We start from the raw sequence: 18,145 nt of genomic DNA on the forward strand, positions 1-18,145 counted from the left end.
ATCCCTCTTATATTTCGATATGATCACTCAGCGATAGCCATTAAAAATGAAAAAGGAGCAAGAAACTTGATGAAATTCACTATGACTTTGCCTGATCAATCTGCTGAAATGTCTGTCAAAGACCTGTTAGAACAAGAATGGTTGGTCCCTAGAAAAGTCCGCCATTTCCTTCGGACACGCAAAAGCCTTTTGATCAACGGAGAACCCTGTCATTTTCAATCGTTGGTTCACCCTGGTGATGTTATCACCGTCAGCTTCGAAGCTAGCGATTATCCTGAACGAAACTTATTATTAGGCGATAAAAAACATATCGAAGTTCTTTATGAAGACGAGCATTTAATTATCGTTAATAAACCTTACGGCATGAAGACACACCCCAATCAGCCAGAGGAACGAGACACTTTGCTAAATCATTTAGCTGCCTATTTAGCGCCTGATTTCCAGCCTCATGTTGTCCATCGTCTAGATAAAGAAACGAGCGGAGCGATCCTTTTCGCAAAAAATCCGTTCGTATTGCCGATTTTAGGTCGATTACTGGAACAGAAAAAGATCTATCGTCGTTACCAAGCAGTCGTTCATGGCAATCTTCCAAAAGATCAGACAATCAACAAAAAAATCGGGCGTGATCGTCACGACCGACGCAAACGAAGGATTGATTCAAAAGGCGGAAAATCTGCTATCACTCATGTAATAGTCGCGAAACCATTAACGAATCAAACAGCGATCTTCTGCCAATTAGATACCGGCAGAACACATCAGATCCGTGTGCATTTAGCTAGTATCGGACATCCGCTAATTGGTGATCCCTTATATAGTAAGCATCCGCAGGGACGATTGATGCTGCATGCTTATGAATTGCATTTGTCCCACCCATTTACCAATAAAAAAATAGCTGTTCGAGCTTTGCCGGGACTTTGGTAATCCAAACACAGCGCGCCAGCTGACTGCTAAGGCAAACGGCTTATCCATTTAATTAGATCGCTCAAATAAAAATAAACAAAAAAGCCCAAGTCACAGCGACTTGGGCTTTGAATTATCTTAAATCTTAGTACCAACCGTTTGATTGCCAGAAAGCTTGTGCGCCTTCCCATGAACCATAACGAGAAGTTACATATTGATCAGCAACACGTTCTTGGTTCGCTTCAGAATAATCACCATTTAGGTATGAAGATGATAATTGGTAACGTCCGATATATTGACCGTTAGTCGCTGAGTAAGAGCCACCTGATTCACGTTGAGCGATCCATTCTTTTGCTGAAGAAGTTGTCGCTGCAGTTGCTGCTGGAGCCGCTTCTTGAACGGGTGCTGCTTCTGTTTGTTGAACGGGTGCCGCCGCTGCTTGTTGTGCTGGAGCTGCTTCTTGAACAGGTGCTGCTTCTGTTGTTTCTTGAACAGCTGTTGATTCTTGAACAACCAACGTTTCTTGTTTAGCTGCAGTGTTTGCTTTACCTTCGCTGTCAATTGTTAATTCTTGACCAGCAAAAATCATGTTTACGTTAGAAATTTTGTTTGCTTTTGCAATCGCATCAACTAAGCTGTCGTTACCAGCAAACTTGTTAGAAATTTTTGATAAAGTATCTCCTGCTTCTACAGTATACGTTTCTGAAGCATGTGCGTCTGTAGCTCCCATCGCTAAACCTGCACCTGCTGCTAATACTGTACTAAAAAGAAATGTTTTCCCTAATTTCATTATGTAACTTCCTCCGATTTTTCTTATGTCTTTTTTCTTCTGTCTTCTTGACTACGAGTGTTACTTTACCATCCTTTTGTATTTCATGGGTAATATTAATGTAACAGTTCATTACAAGATCATAAAACTATGTAACAAAACTTCGATCAGTGTGTCATTTTGAAATATATCACTTTTATTCTCATTAATAAAACCCTAGTGTTCAAGCCGTTTCCAGCCGATGTAACTGTTTTACTCTTGTATTACAAAAATTATCTTTAGAAACATTGAAATCTTTTTGTAAAGAAAACCAGAAAAAGCTTTTTGTTCTTTTTGAATTATTTTGCAAATTATTTTTATAGAATTTGAATTCAAACATTAATTTATAACAAAAAAATACCCCGGCTCTAGTAAAGGAGCTGGGGTATTGTGCTATTTGATTCGGAGACGTCGACGCCATTTTCTTGCTTGCGGTCCGACGAGTTTATCAACTAAGCGAAGCTTCAAACTTAAATAGAAATACACCAATCCGCCACTCCCCGCGGTCAATAAACAAATGATTAATGCCGATAATCTTGAAGCTGGATCAAAAGCAAGATAGCTTAATTGCCGAACAACGATCGCAACGATCAACATCACAAGCGTTAAGATCAAGATCAACACACAGCGGCGAAAAGCTAGCTGATAGTTTGCATGTACGACTCTTCTTAATTTCCATAAGCACAAACCGCAAGTTAAACTCAACCCAATAAACGTGGCCACCAAAGGACCATATACTTCCAATAGTTCAATCAACGGCACTTGAATTACCATTTTTAACAGCAATCCCGCCAACCAATACCTCACAGCAATTCGGCTGTGAGAGATTCCTTGCAGCGTTGTAGACAACATCATGAACAACGCTGAGACAAGCCCTGTCCAGCAGGCAACCATTAGTACCCGGCTACCGAGAACATCTGCTGAATAAAAGACGGTATTCAATGGATATGCCAATAAGATCATCCCAAAAACAGCAGGAAGCATAATAAAAGCAAACAACTGGATATTCGTATTTACCAGCTTCGCCAGCTCAGGTCTGCGTTTTTGGGTAAATAGCTCCGTCAACATTGGCAAACTCGTCAACGCCAAAGAAGTTCCTAACGCGACTACAACCATGGTCAGTTTATCCGGATTCGCACTGAATAATGCGTATAAATCAACTAGCTGATCATGACTGAAATTCGTATTGGCCTTCATTGTATGAATAAAGGTTACTTGATCGATCAATTTGTAAAAGGTGATTCCGCTCCCCAATAAAATAAATGGAATCGTTTGTCTAACTGTTTCAATTAGTAATTTTTTCGTATCGATCGTTACTTTGTTCAAGCTACGTTCGAGCTGCAACTCTTCCCGGGGGCGCTCTTTGAACCAATAAAAAAGCAGAACAGCGTAAGATCCGATCATCCCTACTGAAGCAGCAAAAGTCGATTGGATCACTGCACTCAAATAATCCCCCTTCATGACCTTCATAATAATGAAGACACTTAAGAGCATATATAAAACACGAAGGGCTTGTTCAACCAGTTGAGAAATCGCTGAAGGCCGCATATCTTGCTGACCTTGGAAATATCCTCGCAGGACACTCATACAAGGAAACGCAACCACCGCAATACTCAGCGCTTGAATCACTGGAATCAGTGCACGTCCCCCACCAGATAAACTGGCTAATAATGGCGCTGTAAAAAACATCACACCACCGAAGACGATCCCCAAAATCGCTGTTACTTGTAAAGCTTTGATAAATAAACGCCGACTCGTTCGATACTCTCCCATAGAATTGTAGCGAGCGACTTGTTTAGCGATCGCCCCCGGCAAGCCCGCCGTTGAGATCATCATGAACAAGGCGTAAAAGGTATAACCCATATTGAATAATCCATTAGCAGCTCTGGCATTTTCTCCCATCCAGGCATACCACGGAATAATGTATATCGCACCCAGCAGCCGCGAAAAAATATTTCCCACTGACAGCCACGCTGAACCTTGGATCATTTTTTCCTGATATCTCAGATCACTTGGTCGTGTCTCTTTCATGGTCTCCTCCTTCAAAATCGTTACCCTTATAGTAAAGCTAAAACACGCTTCTGACAATCACTCTTTACTTTTTCTATTCCTAAGCTATGCTATAATAGCCTAGACTATATATTGGAGGTCTCAACATGCTGACACTTACTCAAATCCAACAAATTCTTGAAAAAGAAAATCTATTACGAGAGTTCATCACGCCGACGCGTTGGACATTGACTGCTCCTTTTGACAAAGGCTTTCATAAAATCTCTTATGACTCGCGTGACGTCGATAACGACACCCTTTTTTTCTGTAAAGGGAATCATTTTCAACAACGTTTTTTAGAACAAGCGCTGGCTGACGGCTTAACCTGTTACATCGCTGAACAGCCCTATGAGGTGCCAGCAGAATTGGCGATCATTGTCACAGACATTCGCAAGGCATTGGCTGTTTTAAGTATGGCCTTTTATGATTATCCACAGAAAAAATTAAAACTAATCGGAATCACCGGAACCAAAGGCAAGACTACCGTCGCCTATTTCACGAAACAAATCCTAGATATCACGACAAACAAGAAAACTGCGCTGTTTTCCACCTTGAATACAACATTAGATGGTGTGACCTTTTTCAAATCAAAACTTACAACTCCGGAATCACTGGACTTGTATCGAATGATGGCAGAAGCAGTAGTTAACGGCATGACGCATCTTGTCATGGAGGTTTCTTCTCAAGCATACAAAGTAGCGCGCGTTTACGGATTGCGCTTTGATGTTGGAATTTTTCTAAACATCTCACCTGATCATATCGGCCCGATCGAACATCCGACTTTTGAAGATTACTTCTATTGTAAACGACAATTAGTCGCGAACTCTCGCCAAGTTATCTTGCAGCACGAAATCGATCACTTCGATCTATTACAAGAGCTGGCAGCCAAACAAAATATTCCCGTGATCACATACGGGAATGAAGCCGCCGATTATCACGTAAAACCGCTGCAACATCCATTAGGGTTTGCTTTATCCAGTTCAAAAGATCGCTTTAAATTAAACGGCGCTTACCAAATCTTACTAGCCGGCGACTTTAATAAAGAAAATGCCGCTGCTGCCTTACTTGCTAGTTCCCTAGTCGGTGCTGATCAAGAGGCAGGTCGTCAAGGTTTAGCCGAAGCCTTGGTCCCTGGACGGATGAATCTGCTGTTAAAAACAAACGGTGCCCGCATTTATGTCGACTATGCCCACAATTATTTAAGTATGAAATCTTTGCTGGCCTTCGCAAAGGAACAGCATCCAAATGGCGAACTTCTCGTTATTACCGGCTCTACCGGAAATAAAGCAGAATCTCGTCGTGAAGGCTTAGGCCAAGCTATCGGAGAATATGCCGATGTCGCTGTATTAACCAGCGATGATCCAAACTTCGAGGACCCGAAAAAAATCGCGGATGAAATCCAGCAAGGAATCCAAAATGATCATGTTCAGGTTCACTTTGAAGTGGATCGTAAAAAAGCTATCCATGATGCCATTTGCAACGCTGGTCCAAACGATGCAATTATTCTAGCGGGTAAAGGAACAGACAAATATATGACTGTCAACGGCGAAGATCTCGCTTACGAAGGTGACTATCATTTAGCAGAAGAATTTATTAAAGACTAACGGGCACTTCCGTTAGTCTATTTTTATACTCCTGCTAATCTTCTCTGCCTCAGCGTAGATTTCTTCGATCAAGCTCTTGACTGGCTTCACTTCTTTAAGTAGCCCTGCAATTTGTCCTGACATAACGATCCCCTGCTGAATATCGCCAGCATCTGCCGCTCGTTGTAACGCCGCTAAAGAAAAAGCCGCACTTCTATTTTCTTCAGTTAAATGATTTTTCAATCCACGGATCGCTCCGCCTTTGTCTTTATGAATCACTATCGTCGCTGTATCATCAGCTTGTAAAATAGCCTGTTGATAATTTTCGTGAACCGGACATTCCACTGTCGTCAAAAAAGCAGTCCCCATTTGAACGCCTCGCGCTCCTAATGCAAAGGCCGCCGCCATACCACGGCCGTCACCGATTCCACCTGCGGCAATAACGGGTATATTGACCGCTTGAGCAACTTGAGGAATCAGTGCCATCGTAGTTGACTCTCCAATATGACCGCCCGCTTCCATCCCTTCCGCAATTACACCATCAACACCTAGTTGCTCCATTTTTTTAGCTAGCTTAACCGAAGGAATCACAGGAAACACTTTGATTCCTGCCTGCTTAAACTGTTCCATATAGGGTTTTGGGGTTCCTGCGCCTGTAGTTACGATCGCGACTCCTTCTTCCACCAACACTTCGACTTGTTCCGAAATGTTTTCCATTTGGAGCATCAGGTTAACGGCAAAAGGGTTATCCGTACGCTTTTTCGTCTCACGAATTTGTTCTCGTAAGTCATCGCTCCTCAGACCGCCGGCCGCAATGATTCCTAGTCCGCCGGCTTCTGACACAGCACTTACTAATGGATAGCATGCAATATGAGCCATCGCTCCTTGAAAAATCGGATACTGGATACCTAGCAATTTAGTGATCGTTTCCATTGAAGTCCCTCGTTTCTTTTTTCTTCATCCTAGCATATCTAGTATGAAAGATGGGGATCAGATTTACGTCGAGAGTTGATAAAAAAAATGCCTCGCAGAAATTGCGAGACATCTTAGTTAGCTTAATTTGCTACGATATTGACTAATTTATTGGGTACTACGATTACTTTGCGCACTGTTTTTCCTTCAATATTTCGTTGGATATGCTCATCAGCCATCGCAAGTTTTTCCAACTCATCTTTAGCTAAATCCACAGCAACCATTACTTTTGAACGAACTTTACCGTTAACCTGCAAAATTACTTCAATCTCGTTTTCAACCAATGCTTCTTCATCATATGTTGGCCAAGCTACGTGAGAGATCCCGCCTTCGTGTCCCAAAATCGCCCAAAGTTCTTCTGCGATATGCGGTGCAATTGGAGCAAGTAACTGTACGAATCCTTCCACGTATTCATAAGTCAACGCTTCAGCTTTATAGGCATCATTTACAAAGACCATCAATTGTGAAATAGCCGTATTCAAATGCAGATGTTCCATATCTTCCGTTACTTTTTTAACGGTTTGGTTATAGACTTTCGTCAATGAACCATCATTGAACGTCGTAATATGATCACGCATCTTGCCATCTTCGTCAACGATCAGACGCCATACACGATCCAAGAATTTCCGTGAACCCTCCAGGCCGTTTTCACTCCAAGCGATTGACGCATCTAATGGCCCCATGAACATTTCGTACATCCGTAAAGTATCCGCACCATATTTTTCAACCACATCATCCGGATTGACGACGTTTTTCAAAGATTTACTCATTTTCGCTGGAGCTTCTTCTAATTCTTCACCCGTTTCGACGCTAAACCATTTGCCATCACGTTTTTCTACCTTATTTGTCGGTACTAGAGCGCCGCGGCTGTCACGGAAGCTTTGTCCCAAGATCATGCCTTGATTGTATAGCTTTTGGAATGGTTCATTTGTTGGCACCACACCGATGTCATACAAGAATTTATGCCAGAAACGAACATACAATAAATGTAGCACCGCATGCTCTGCTCCGCCGATATAAAGATCAACTGGCATCCAGCGTTTCAATTTATCATAATCCGCTAATGCTTCTTTATTATGCGGGTCGATAAAACGCAGGTAATACCATGAGCTACCTGCCCATTGCGGCATTGTATTGGTTTCACGACGACCCTTCTTACCCGTAATTGGGTCGACTACATTAACCCAGTCTTCGATATTGGCTAATGGTGATTCTCCCGTGCCGCTTGGTTTGATATCGGTTGTTTTCGGTAATTCCAATGGCAACTCATAATCTGGAACTAGACCAGTCGTACCATCTTCCCAATGAATTACAGGAATTGGTTCGCCCCAATAACGTTGGCGAGAGAATAACCAGTCACGCAAACGATAACTGATTTCTTTTTTACCATAGCCGTTTTCTTCCAACCAAGGAACCATTTTATCGATCGCATCTTGCTTGTTCAAACCATCCAAGAAATCGGAATTGATGTGGAGACCATCGCCAGTGAACGCTTCTTTCTCTACATCGCCGCCCTCGAGTACAGGAATAATCGGTAACCCAAATGTTTTTGCAAATTCATAATCTCGTTCGTCATGGGCAGGAACCGCCATGATAGCACCCGTTCCATATGAAGCCAACACATAATCCCCAATCCAGATCGGCATTTTTTCGCCGTTTGCAGGATTAATCGCGTAGGCTCCTGTGAAGACCCCAGTTTTTTCTTTCGCTAAATCTGTTCGATTCAATTCAGATTTTTTCGAAGCTTCATCAATATAAGCCTCTACCGCTGTTTTCTGTTCAGGTGTAGTAATTTTTTGTACCAATTCTAACTCCGGTGCCAATACCGCATAAGTCGCACCAAATAATGTATCCGGACGTGTGGTGAAGACCGTAAATGTTTCATCATTGCCTTCGATTTTGAAGCTGACATTCGCACCGATCGAACGGCCGATCCAATTCCGTTGCATTTCTTTGATACTTTCAGGCCAGTCAACTGTTTCTAGATCATCCAGCAATCGATCTGCATACGCAGTGATTTTAAGCATCCATTGACGCATTGGCTTGCGAATAACATCATAGCCGCCCCGCTCGCTCTTGCCATCGATCACTTCTTCATTAGAAATCACCGTTCCTAATTCAGGGACCCAGTTAACAGGCACTTCGGCTTCATAGGCTAAACCTTTCTCATACATTTGTTCAAAGATCCATTGTGTCCATTTATAATATTCCGGATCTGTCGTATTTAATTCACGATTCCAGTCATAACTAAATCCTAATGAGTTGATTTGACGTTTGAAAGTTTCGATATTTTTCTTAGTAAATTCAGCCGGATCATTTCCCGTATCCAACGCATATTGTTCTGCCGGCAACCCAAAAGCATCCCAACCCATCGGATGCAAAACATTGTAGCCTTGCGCCCGTTTCATCCGTGAAATCACGTCAGTTGCTGTATAACCTTCCGGGTGACCAACGTGCAATCCTTGTCCAGATGGATAAGGAAACATATCTAATGCATAAAATTTTGGTTTCTCAGGATCATCTTGGGTATTAAAAACGTTGTGCTTCGCCCAATATTTTTGCCATTTTTTTTCAATCGCCTTGTGCTCGTAACTCATGTTGCTCCTCCTAATATATGAACTTATTTTGATTACGTTAATACTATAGCTAAAGATTCTAAATTGAAACTAAAAGCCAATTTGTAGAAAATTTCTACCTATTTTTGTACGCATACTATCTAACTATACTTCTTTTACTAACAATATATCTTAAATTTTATAATACACCACACACCTTGACTCACTACGAAAAGTTGGACTAGCAGCTAATTCAAAAGAATAAAACATTTTTCCAAGAAGCGGAAAAATGGTCCTACTATCATCACGCCGATCATTCTATTAACTTGCTGAAGAAAGAAGTAGAACTGACAAAAAAAGCCCTACGAAAGCTCAAAAGGGAGCTCTCATAGGACGTTATCAACGTGGTACCACCTATTTTTATCTGCCAGATAAATGGCAGACCTCAAAAGAAATAACGGTCTTCAACCGGATCATACGATCATGCTCCAAGGTAAGTTCGAACCTTCCGCATACACGCTCACAGCACCGCGCGCTCTCTGAAATGCGTTCGTTTCTACTACTCCTCTTCTGGGCAGTAATATTCAAAGTAGTTTCATCTTAGCAGATTCCAAAATAGAATTCAATTGAATTCCCCTTAAGAAATCTTGGAAAAAATTGTACCATGACCGAAACATGATATAATATTTCTGTTTAGAAGGGATGAATCAGAGAGAATAATGAAAAATAAATCAATTTACCAATTAATCGGCAGTTTCACTTTGCTTTTTTTTGCAGCATTGTGTTACATCGTCCGTTTTTACCCGGAAACATTATCCGGTTTTGATCGCGGGGCCATCCATGCGATCCATCAACTCTATCCGCAGATGAACGGCTACTTTTTATGGGTGACAAAATTTGCTAATCCTATCACTGTTGTCATCCTATCCATTGTTTTTGTCGGTTTGTTTTATTTCAATAAACAAAAAATTACGGCACTTTGGCTAGCTTCCAGTATGGCTCTAGTTAGTGGCATCGGTAATCATCTGCTGAAGCTTTTCTTCCATCGGGCACGACCTACAATTCTGCCCCACATGGTAACGGAACACAGTTTTAGCTTTCCCAGTGGACATGCCACAGCCAGCACCTTGCTATACGGAACCTTGATTTTTGTCATGGCTTTGTTCTTTAAGGAAAAAGCATCGCGGCTGATTGCCCAGATTATTGTCGGTTTATTGATCTTTAGTATCGTAATCAGTCGGATCTATCTTGGTGTTCATTACCCCAGTGATGTTCTTGGCGGAGTCCTTTTGGGAAGCAGTTGGCTATTATTTACCTACCCCTATTACAAACAGAAAAAATTAGCTTATGATCTAAAAGCAATTAGGAGAAAATAAATGACCTTTCAATACAGTGATGATGAAACCAAACGCTATCATTCATGGAATTACGCATTGCGGCAGCAGTTTGGTGGAAAAATCTTCAAAGTTCCTGTTGATGGCGGTTTTGATTGCCCCAATCGTGATGGAACAGTCGCACATGGCGGCTGTACCTTTTGCAGTGTCTCTGGTTCCGGCGATATGATCGTCGCACCAAGTGATCCATTGCCCCAGCAATTCCAGAAGGAAATCGATATGATGCATCAAAAATGGTCTCATGTGGAACAATACATCGTCTATTTCCAAAACTTTACTAACACCCATGCACCAGTAGAAGTAATTCGTGAACGATTTGAACAAGTCGTCAACCTTCCTGGTGTCGTTGGATTGTCTGTCGGCACTCGACCAGATTGTCTGCCGCCAGATGTCGTAGACTATTTAGCCGAGCTCAACCAACGACTGTATCTGTGGGTAGAGCTAGGGTTGCAAACAACCTATGAGTCTACAAGTGATAAAATCAATCGAGCTCATGATTATTCAACTTACACCGATGCTGTGGCCCGCCTGCGTAAACATGATATCAACGCCTGTACGCACTTGATTAACGGACTTCCTGGGGAATCGTTAGAAATGATGCGTGAAAATGTTCGCCGGACGATTTTAGACTCTGATGTGCAAGGAATCAAGCTGCATCTGTTGCATTTAATGCGCAATACAAAGATGCTGAGAGATTATGCCGAAGGCCGTTTGCAATTAATGAGTAAAGAGGAGTACGTTTCTGTCATTTGCGATCAGCTGGAGATGATCCCCCAAGACATCATCATCCATCGTTTGACAGGTGACGCGCCGTGGGATTCCTTGATTGGGCCAATGTGGAGCTTAAAAAAATGGGAAGTACTAAATGCGATCGATCAAGAATTGATTCGCCGCGATTCTTATCAAGGCAAATTTGCTTTAAGAAAGGAATTTGGCCATGCTGCAAACAGCTCTGCGATATAGCCATCAACTATTAAAAGAGATCGTAACTGAAGGAGACTACGTCATTGATGCTACGATGGGAAATGGCAATGACACTCTCTTTTTAGCAGAATTAGTCGGGGCAACAGGCCATGTTTATGCCTTTGATATTCAAGAGCAAGCTGTTCAAAATACCCGTGAAAAATTAGCGGATTACGCAAAACGCTCGACACTATTCCTGGCCGGACATGAAACGATTGAAGAAAATATTTCTGTTGATCAACCAATCCGAGCTGCGATTTTCAATCTCGGTTATTTGCCAAAAAGCAACAAACAAATTATCACCCTGCCAGAAACAACCAAACAAGCCATGACTGCTATTTTGAAACGCTTGACCGTTGGTGGGCGTATGATTATTGTCATTTATTATGGTCATGAAGGTGGAGAAACTGAAAAGAACGACGTCCTGCATTTTTGCCAAGACCTGCCGCAAGAAAATTTTAGCGTTTTGAACTATCAATTTATTAATCAAAAAAATAATCCGCCAATTTTATTATGTGTAGAAAAAAAGAACGACTGATTGAAATCAGTCGTTCTTTTCATTAAACCATTCCAATACACGCTTGATCCAAGTGTCCCAGAATACCCAATCATGTTTTCCCGGTCCATCTTCAAAGGTCACATCGAGCTTTTTTTGTTTCATCTTATGAGCCATGTATTGACTAGCCGGATATAACTCATCCTCTGTCCCGCAGGCAAAGAAAAAGCGTGGTGCAGACTTGCCGCTATCTACTAATTTATCAAGTAAATATAGCGGATCATTTTCTGATCCTTGAATGTGATCAAGCGGCCCAAAAATCCCTTGCCAATAGGCCTCGTTACGCACCAACAACAGACTTTCCACATCAGCCAAAACAACTGCTCCGGATAATGAAGCGACCGCCGCAAACTTCTCTGGCTTCGCCAATCCTAACTTCAATGCGCCATAGCCGCCCATCGATAAGCCCGCCGCGAAAGTTTTCTCCCGTTTGCAAGTAATTTGAGGAAACAACTCATGAACGATTGTCGGTAATTCTTCAGAAACAAAGGTCCAATACTTCATATCATAAGTCGTATCAGTATAAAAACCAAGATCCGTCGAAGGCATCACTACGGCCATCTGATATTCAGACACATACCTTTCAACCGATGTACGGCGCTCCCAAACACTATGATTTCCGCCCATACCATGCAACAAATACAAGACAGGCACATCATTCGTCACGCCAACGGTCTCGGTCCCTATTTTTTTATGTGTCGTTTGCGGCAAAATTACGTTCATCGCCACTTCCATTTGTAAAATATTCGAATACACATTCACTTGTAAAAAAGCCATTCAGTTTGAGCCTCCAGTTCTATTATTCTTCGTTTAGTTTAACACTTCTCGATTGTTTGCCAACCATAAAGCTGAAAACTAGTGCGAAAATAATTAATAGCAACCCCGCAAAATATACCCAATGCAAGCTGTCAAAGAGAATTTTTCGTAGCTCTATTCGCAAGCCAGATTCGATCTGTAAAGCTGTATGAGGATTGATCAAACGATTCATGATATCCAAATCAGCGATTCCAGCCCTAACCAACTGCTGACCATTCGCGATATTTAGGATGATGCCAAAAATTGAAACCATGACTGTCTGTCCAATCGTCCGAGACAAGGTATTAAAGGACGTAGCTACACCAACCTCTTCTTTTGGTACACTGGCTTGGGCCTCTACCGTCGTAGTCGTAACAGCCAATCCGTAACCGACACCTAAAACACCTGTAATAATAAAGAATAGCCAAAAAGGACTCTGTTGCGGCAATGCCAATAACGTTCCGCCACCTGCTAAAATAATGAACAAACCAATAATAATAATTCGTTTTGCCGGATACTTGCGTAATAATTGTCCGGATAAAAAAGAACCGTACATCCAAACAATCGACATCGGAGCCAATACCAAGCCGCCGATTCCCGCTGGTTTTCCTAATACTCCCTGCATCCACATTGGAATATAAACATCCAACCCCATCAAAAAACCGCTGATCAAAGCAGCAACGATATTTACGCTAGCAAATGTCTGATTGCTGAATAATTTCAAATTGATTACCGGATCCTCTGCTCGTTTTTCCGTTCGAATGAACAAGCCTAATGAAAAAATACTTAATCCAAACAAAAAAATGACTAGTATCGATATTCCTCCATCACCTAAAAGCTGGAAACCCAACAATAAACTTACCAAAGTCAGCATAAGAAACAAGCTACCGAAGATATCCATTTTCTTCGCTTGGTGCACCTTCTTCTCTTCCACAAAAAAATATTGCAATAATCCAATCAAGCCCAAACCAATCGGTACATTAATAAAGAAAATCCAATGCCAGCCTACCGTATCTACAATCAGTCCGCCAGCCAAGGGGCCAAAAACACTCGCGACACCCCAAGCAGCACTCGTTAACCCTAAAACCTTAGCTCGTTTTTCAATATCATATAAATCCGCAATGATTGTCAACGATACCGGAATGATCGCTCCAGCACCAATCCCTTGGATTCCTCGAGCAATGATCAACGTCAGCATTTCATTAGACATCCCACACAACGCTGAACCTACTACAAACAAAATAATTCCTACAATAAAAATCGGTTTTCTACCGATTTTATCTGCCAGTTTGCCGTAAATAGGTGTGATCATCGCATTCGTTAATAAGTAAATCGAAAAAACCCAATTCATTATTTCAATACCCTGTAAACTGCCAACAATCGTCGGCATAGCTGTCGTTACAATTGTTCCTTCAATTGCAGACATAAATGTCGCGATAAAAATCCCTGCGGTCACGACCTTCACATTCGTTTTTCTCTTCATCTTTCCCTCCATAATCGTTCCAAATTCTCTAGTTACACTGAATAATTCTTCTATTTACACTGCAAACAGACAATCAAATGATCTATCATTAGACAAAAAAAGACGATTCTATTGATCACTAATCAATAGAAACCGCCTCGTGAACTCCATAAATAATTTTATGTCTGTACGATTTATGCTAAATTCAAACTTTTTTTCAATGCAGCTACTTTGTCTATATGCTCCCAAGGCAGATCAACATCAGTCCGGCCAAAATGACCATAAGCAGCTGTATCACTATAAATTGGGCGCAACAGATCAAGCATCTCAATAATTCCCGCTGGACGCAAGTCAAAGTTTTCACGAATCGCACCAATCAATGCTTCTTCTGAAACACTCGCAGTTCCAAACGTATTCACTGAAATAGAAACCGGTTGAGCCACGCCAATCGCGTAAGCCAGTTGAACTTCAACTTTTTCAGCTAAGTCGGCAGCCACAATATTTTTAGCGATGTAACGTGCAGCATAAGAGGCTGAACGATCTACTTTGGTTGCATCCTTACCAGAAAAAGCTCCACCGCCGTGACGTGAGTATCCGCCGTAAGTATCAACAATAATTTTACGTCCAGTCAGACCGGCATCACCCTGAGGTCCACCAATCACAAAACGGCCTGTTGGATTAATAAAGTATTTCGTTTTCTCATCTAATAATTCAGCTGGAATTTCGTGTTTGATCACTTTTTCCATTACATCTTTTTGGATCGTCTCATTATCAGCAGCATCATTGTGTTGAGTACTGATAACAACAGTATCCACACGCAACGGTTTCCCATTTTCATCATATTCAACTGTTACTTGAGATTTTGCATCCGGTCCAAAATAAGCCACTTCGCCAGATTTACGTAAATCAGCCAAACGTTTCACTAAGTGGTGACTTAATGAAATAGGCAACGGCATCAATTCAGGTGTTTCATTCACCGCGAAACCAAACATAAGTCCTTGATCTCCAGCACCGATATCATCCAATAATTCTTCTTTACCACGAGTTTCTAATGCATCATCCACACCCTGCGCGATGTCGGGTGATTGTTCATCAATAGCGACCAAAACAGCCACATTGTCTCCATCAAAACCAAATTTTGATTCTGTGTACCCAATACGTTTGATCGTCTCACGCACAACTTTTTGGATATCTACATATGCTGAGGTAGATATTTCTCCAAAAACTAAAACAAGCCCAGTCGTTACAGATGTTTCACATGCAACTCTGGCTTTCGGATCCTTTTCCAAAATAGCATCCAAAATCGCGTCACTGATTTGATCAGCAACCTTATCCGGATGTCCTTCTGAAACTGATTCAGATGTAAATAAACGACGTTCTTCCATTATAAATATTCCCCCTAATTTTTATTCGGTTACAAGGAATCTCTGGGCTTTTCCAGAACCTATCGGGAACTTGCAACGACTCGATTATAACAGAAAAATAGCATCTGTCACTATTAAATCCATCAATAAATCTGAAAATTTATGAAAAGCTTCGATTAGGATACAAAAAAAGAGACGTTCGTAAACGTCTCTTGATGACCCGTACGGGACTCGAACCCGTGTTACCGCCGTGAAAGGGCGGTGTCTTAACCGCTTGACCAACGGGCCATAACAATAAAAAAACGGAGAAGGAGGGATTTGAACCCTCGCGCCGGTTTCCCGACCTACACCCTTAGCAGGGGCGCCTCTTCAGCCACTTGAGTACTTCCCCAAAAACCAAAAAGATTTTTAATGGGCCTAAATGGACTCGAACCATCGACCTCACGCTTATCAGGCGTGCGCTCTAACCAGCTGAGCTATAGGCCCTTCTTAAAAACTAAAGCGGGTGACGAGAATCGAACTCGCGACAACAGCTTGGAAGGCTGTGGTTTTACCACTAAACTACACCCGCAACTCTGATGGCGCGGGACAGAATCGAACTGCCGACACATGGAGCTTCAATCCATTGCTCTACCAACTGAGCTACCGAGCCAGAAGCGGTCCCGACGGGATTTGAACCCGCGATCTCCTGCGTGACAGGCAGGCATGTTAACCCCTACACCACGGAACCGTATTTTTTAGTTTTTAATTGCGGGAGCAGGATTTGAACCTACGACCTTCGGGTTATGAGCCCGACGAGCTACCAGACTGCTCCATCCCGCGATAATATTAGTAAAAGGAGGATAAGGGATTCGAACCCTTGCACGGTTTTACCCGCCTGACGGTTTTCAAGACCGTTCCCTTCAGCCGGACTTGGGTAATCCTCCGAATAAAAATAATGACCCGTACGGGACTCGAACCCGTGTTACCGCCGTGAAAGGGCGGTGTCTTAACCGCTTGACCAACGGGCCATGATTTTAATGGGCCTAAATGGACTCGAACCATCGACCTCACGCTTATCAGGCGTGCGCTCTAACCAGCTGAGCTATAGGCCCTTCTTAAAAACTAAAGCGGGTGACGAGAATCGAACTCGCGACAACAGCTTGGAAGGCTGTGGTTTTACCACTAAACTACACCCGCGTGGCGGTCCCGACGGGATTTGAACCCGCGATCTCCTGCGTGACAGGCAGGCATGTTAACCCCTACACCACGGAACCGTATTTTTTAGTTTTTAATTGCGGGAGCAGGATTTGAACCTACGACCTTCGGGTTATGAGCCCGACGAGCTACCAGACTGCTCCATCCCGCGATAATATTAGTAAAAGGAGGATAAGGGATTCGAACCCTTGCACGGTTTTACCCGCCTGACGGTTTTCAAGACCGTTCCCTTCAGCCGGACTTGGGTAATCCTCCGTAAAGAGTCACTATGGACCTTGTAGGACTCGAACCTACGACCGGACGGTTATGAGCCGTCTGCTCTAACCAACTGAGCTAAAGGTCCTGGCTCGAATGAAATCGCGGCGGAGGGGATCGAACCCCCGACCTCCCGGGTATGAACCGGACGCTCTAGCCAGCTGAGCTACACCGCGTAAATAATAAAAATGGAGCCTAGCGGGATCGAACCGCTGACCTCCTGCGTGCAAAGCAGGCGCTCTCCCAGCTGAGCTAAGGCCCCATAATTTTGTTTCTATCGGGAAGACAGGATTCGAACCTGCGACACCTTGGTCCCAAACCAAGTACTCTACCAAGCTGAGCTACTTCCCGAAATGCACCCGAGAGGACTCGAACCTCTAACCCCTTGATTCGTAGTCAAGTACTCTATCCAATTGAGCTACGGGTGCGTATTTTATTAATGCCGAGGACCGGAATCGAACCGGTACGGTGATCACTCACCGCAGGATTTTAAGTCCTGTGCGTCTGCCAGTTCCGCCACCCCGGCGTTTCTTCCCCTGGTCTTCAGGAAAGCGGAAAACGGGGTTCGAACCCGCGACCCCCACCTTGGCAAGGTGGTGCTCTACCACTGAGCTATTTCCGCGCGATGCCGGCTAAAGGACTTGAACCCTCGACCCTCTGATTACAAATCAGATGCTCTACCAACTGAGCTAAGCCGGCAACTAAATAATATTAGAAATGCGGGTGAAGGGACTTGAACCCCCACGCCGTAAGGCGCTAGATCCTAAATCTAGTGCGTCTGCCAATTCCGCCACACCCGCATATACTTATGAGCCGTACTGGGCTCGAACCAGTGACCCTCTGATTAAAAGTCAGATGCTCTACCAACTGAGCTAACGGCTCAAATGGGGGTTAACGGGTTCGAACCGCTGACCCTCTGCTTGTAAGGCAGATGCTCTCCCAGCTGAGCTAAACCCCCATAAGTTCGCGTGGCGACGTCCTAATCTCACAAGGGGCAACCCCTCACTACAATCGGCGCTAAGAAGCTTAACTTCTGTGTTCGACATGGGAACAGGTGTATCCTTCCCGCTATCGCCACCACACTTGTTGTTTGAGTAAACTTCGTTCACTCAAAACTGGATCAGAAACCTTTAAACTACCTTGAATCAATTTTATTTTGGTTAAGTCCTCGATCGATTAGTATCAGTCCGCTCCGTACATCACTGCACTTCCACTCCTGACCTATCTACCTGATCTTCTCTCAGGGATCTTACTTTCTTAAAGAAATGGGAAATCTCATCTTGAGGTGGGCT

General features: G+C 43.0%; 12 protein-coding genes, 25 tRNA genes, 2 rRNA genes, 1 riboswitch and 1 other annotated feature (1 of these 41 cut by a window edge). Of the genes, 5 read left to right on the plus strand and 34 right to left on the minus strand.

Going from position 1 to position 18,145, the window contains the following annotated elements:
- The first annotated feature begins 69 nt into the window (after positions 1-69).
- A complete protein-coding gene (locus IGI38_RS21200) occupies positions 70-921 on the plus strand; it encodes an RluA family pseudouridine synthase (protein WP_438733910.1) in 852 nt (283 codons plus the stop codon).
- Positions 922-1,045: 124 nt separating this feature from the next.
- Here IGI38_RS21200 and IGI38_RS21205 read toward each other — a convergent pair whose 3' ends face one another.
- Together IGI38_RS21205 and IGI38_RS21210 are read right to left on the minus strand one after the other, a co-directional pair.
- Positions 1,046-1,690, minus strand: a complete 645-nt coding sequence (locus IGI38_RS21205) for a LysM peptidoglycan-binding domain-containing protein (protein ID WP_438733911.1) — start codon at positions 1,688-1,690, stop codon at positions 1,046-1,048.
- 411 nt (positions 1,691-2,101) lie between these two features.
- Complete coding sequence (locus IGI38_RS21210; RefSeq protein ID WP_438733912.1) at positions 2,102-3,739, minus strand: putative polysaccharide biosynthesis protein; 1,638 nt, start codon at positions 3,737-3,739, stop codon at positions 2,102-2,104.
- A 125-nt stretch (positions 3,740-3,864) separates the two neighbouring features.
- Here IGI38_RS21210 and IGI38_RS21215 point away from each other — a divergent pair, with 125 nt between their 5' ends.
- Positions 3,865-5,361 (plus strand): UDP-N-acetylmuramoyl-L-alanyl-D-glutamate--L-lysine ligase, encoded by a 1,497-nt coding sequence (locus IGI38_RS21215; RefSeq protein WP_438733913.1) that lies wholly within the window; start codon positions 3,865-3,867, stop codon positions 5,359-5,361.
- A 12-nt stretch (positions 5,362-5,373) separates the two neighbouring features.
- Here the strand turns inward: IGI38_RS21215 and IGI38_RS21220 are convergent, their stop codons facing one another.
- Together IGI38_RS21220 and leuS are read right to left on the minus strand one after the other, a co-directional pair.
- A complete protein-coding gene (locus tag IGI38_RS21220; protein WP_438733914.1) occupies positions 5,374-6,273 on the minus strand; it encodes an NAD(P)H-dependent flavin oxidoreductase in 900 nt (299 codons plus the stop codon).
- Positions 6,274-6,395: 122 nt separating this feature from the next.
- Positions 6,396-8,909 carry a leucine--tRNA ligase gene (gene leuS, locus IGI38_RS21225; RefSeq protein ID WP_438733915.1) on the minus strand — a complete coding sequence of 838 codons (2,514 nt, stop codon included), beginning with the start codon at positions 8,907-8,909 and terminating at the stop codon, positions 6,396-6,398.
- 344 nt (positions 8,910-9,253) lie between these two features.
- Positions 9,254-9,449: a binding site (T-box leader), on the minus strand.
- Positions 9,450-9,586: 137 nt separating this feature from the next.
- Between leuS and IGI38_RS21230 the strand changes: the two genes are divergently transcribed.
- From IGI38_RS21230 to IGI38_RS21240, 3 genes are read left to right on the plus strand one after another with little or no spacing between them, the layout of a single operon-like run.
- The gene (locus IGI38_RS21230; protein ID WP_438733916.1) at positions 9,587-10,243 is read left to right on the plus strand and encodes a phosphatase PAP2 family protein; all 657 of its coding nucleotides are present in this window, start codon (positions 9,587-9,589) and stop codon (positions 10,241-10,243) included.
- Positions 10,244-11,224, plus strand: coding sequence for a TIGR01212 family radical SAM protein (locus IGI38_RS21235; protein ID WP_438733917.1), 981 nt, complete (start codon positions 10,244-10,246; stop codon positions 11,222-11,224).
- Positions 11,199-11,762 (plus strand): class I SAM-dependent methyltransferase, encoded by a 564-nt coding sequence (locus tag IGI38_RS21240; RefSeq protein ID WP_438733918.1) that lies wholly within the window; start codon positions 11,199-11,201, stop codon positions 11,760-11,762. The genes IGI38_RS21235 and IGI38_RS21240 overlap by 26 nt, the downstream gene beginning before the upstream one ends.
- A 6-nt stretch (positions 11,763-11,768) precedes the next feature.
- On the opposite strand, the gene IGI38_RS21245 is transcribed toward IGI38_RS21240, so the two are convergent.
- From IGI38_RS21245 to IGI38_RS21390, 30 genes are all read right to left on the minus strand, one after another.
- On the minus strand, positions 11,769-12,557 hold the full coding sequence (locus IGI38_RS21245; protein WP_438733919.1) for an alpha/beta hydrolase: 789 nt from the start codon (positions 12,555-12,557) through the stop codon (positions 11,769-11,771).
- A 22-nt stretch (positions 12,558-12,579) separates the two neighbouring features.
- Positions 12,580-14,058 (minus strand): MDR family MFS transporter, encoded by a 1,479-nt coding sequence (locus tag IGI38_RS21250; RefSeq protein ID WP_438733920.1) that lies wholly within the window; start codon positions 14,056-14,058, stop codon positions 12,580-12,582.
- A 173-nt stretch (positions 14,059-14,231) separates the two neighbouring features.
- The gene (gene metK / locus IGI38_RS21255; RefSeq protein ID WP_438733921.1) at positions 14,232-15,422 is read right to left on the minus strand and encodes a methionine adenosyltransferase; all 1,191 of its coding nucleotides are present in this window, start codon (positions 15,420-15,422) and stop codon (positions 14,232-14,234) included.
- Positions 15,420-15,503: riboswitch (SMK box riboswitch) on the minus strand. (Overlaps the previous gene by 3 nt.)
- Positions 15,504-15,617: 114 nt before the next feature.
- Positions 15,618-15,689, minus strand: a tRNA-Glu gene (locus IGI38_RS21260).
- Positions 15,690-15,704: 15 nt separating this feature from the next.
- Positions 15,705-15,792: transfer RNA gene (locus IGI38_RS21265), tRNA-Ser, on the minus strand.
- A 21-nt stretch (positions 15,793-15,813) separates the two neighbouring features.
- A tRNA-Ile gene (locus tag IGI38_RS21270) sits at positions 15,814-15,887 on the minus strand.
- 14 nt (positions 15,888-15,901) lie between these two features.
- Positions 15,902-15,972, minus strand: a tRNA-Gly gene (locus IGI38_RS21275).
- An 8-nt stretch (positions 15,973-15,980) separates the two neighbouring features.
- Positions 15,981-16,053 (minus strand) — tRNA-Phe (locus IGI38_RS21280).
- 5 nt (positions 16,054-16,058) lie between these two features.
- Positions 16,059-16,131: transfer RNA gene (locus tag IGI38_RS21285), tRNA-Asp, on the minus strand.
- Positions 16,132-16,149: 18 nt separating this feature from the next.
- A tRNA-Met gene (locus IGI38_RS21290) sits at positions 16,150-16,223 on the minus strand.
- Between the two features lie 14 nt (positions 16,224-16,237).
- Positions 16,238-16,327, minus strand: a tRNA-Ser gene (locus IGI38_RS21295).
- 12 nt (positions 16,328-16,339) lie between these two features.
- Positions 16,340-16,411, minus strand: a tRNA-Glu gene (locus IGI38_RS21300).
- A gap of 10 nt (positions 16,412-16,421) precedes the next feature.
- A tRNA-Ile gene (locus IGI38_RS21305) sits at positions 16,422-16,495 on the minus strand.
- 14 nt (positions 16,496-16,509) lie between these two features.
- Positions 16,510-16,580 (minus strand) — tRNA-Gly (locus IGI38_RS21310).
- Between the two features lies 1 nt (position 16,581).
- A tRNA-Asp gene (locus IGI38_RS21315) sits at positions 16,582-16,657 on the minus strand.
- An 18-nt stretch (positions 16,658-16,675) separates the two neighbouring features.
- Positions 16,676-16,749, minus strand: a tRNA-Met gene (locus IGI38_RS21320).
- Between the two features lie 14 nt (positions 16,750-16,763).
- Positions 16,764-16,853, minus strand: a tRNA-Ser gene (locus tag IGI38_RS21325).
- A gap of 14 nt (positions 16,854-16,867) precedes the next feature.
- Positions 16,868-16,941, minus strand: a tRNA-Ile gene (locus IGI38_RS21330).
- Positions 16,942-16,955: 14 nt separating this feature from the next.
- Positions 16,956-17,029 (minus strand) — tRNA-Met (locus IGI38_RS21335).
- Between the two features lie 13 nt (positions 17,030-17,042).
- Positions 17,043-17,115: transfer RNA gene (locus tag IGI38_RS21340), tRNA-Ala, on the minus strand.
- 15 nt (positions 17,116-17,130) lie between these two features.
- Positions 17,131-17,204 (minus strand) — tRNA-Pro (locus IGI38_RS21345).
- Positions 17,205-17,207: 3 nt separating this feature from the next.
- A tRNA-Arg gene (locus IGI38_RS21350) sits at positions 17,208-17,281 on the minus strand.
- A gap of 12 nt (positions 17,282-17,293) precedes the next feature.
- A tRNA-Leu gene (locus IGI38_RS21355) sits at positions 17,294-17,379 on the minus strand.
- A 24-nt stretch (positions 17,380-17,403) separates the two neighbouring features.
- A tRNA-Gly gene (locus IGI38_RS21360) sits at positions 17,404-17,475 on the minus strand.
- Between the two features lie 4 nt (positions 17,476-17,479).
- Positions 17,480-17,552: transfer RNA gene (locus tag IGI38_RS21365), tRNA-Thr, on the minus strand.
- A 19-nt stretch (positions 17,553-17,571) separates the two neighbouring features.
- Positions 17,572-17,653, minus strand: a tRNA-Leu gene (locus tag IGI38_RS21370).
- A gap of 9 nt (positions 17,654-17,662) precedes the next feature.
- A tRNA-Lys gene (locus tag IGI38_RS21375) sits at positions 17,663-17,735 on the minus strand.
- A 3-nt stretch (positions 17,736-17,738) separates the two neighbouring features.
- A tRNA-Val gene (locus IGI38_RS21380) sits at positions 17,739-17,811 on the minus strand.
- 8 nt (positions 17,812-17,819) lie between these two features.
- A 5S ribosomal RNA gene (rrf, locus tag IGI38_RS21385) occupies positions 17,820-17,935 on the minus strand.
- 74 nt (positions 17,936-18,009) lie between these two features.
- Positions 18,010-18,145, minus strand: a 23S ribosomal RNA gene (locus tag IGI38_RS21390); it runs 2,777 nt beyond the window's last position.

The sequence above is a fragment of the Enterococcus sp. AZ128 genome (assembly GCF_051714485.1).
Lineage (GTDB): Bacteria > Bacillota > Bacilli > Lactobacillales > Enterococcaceae > Enterococcus_A.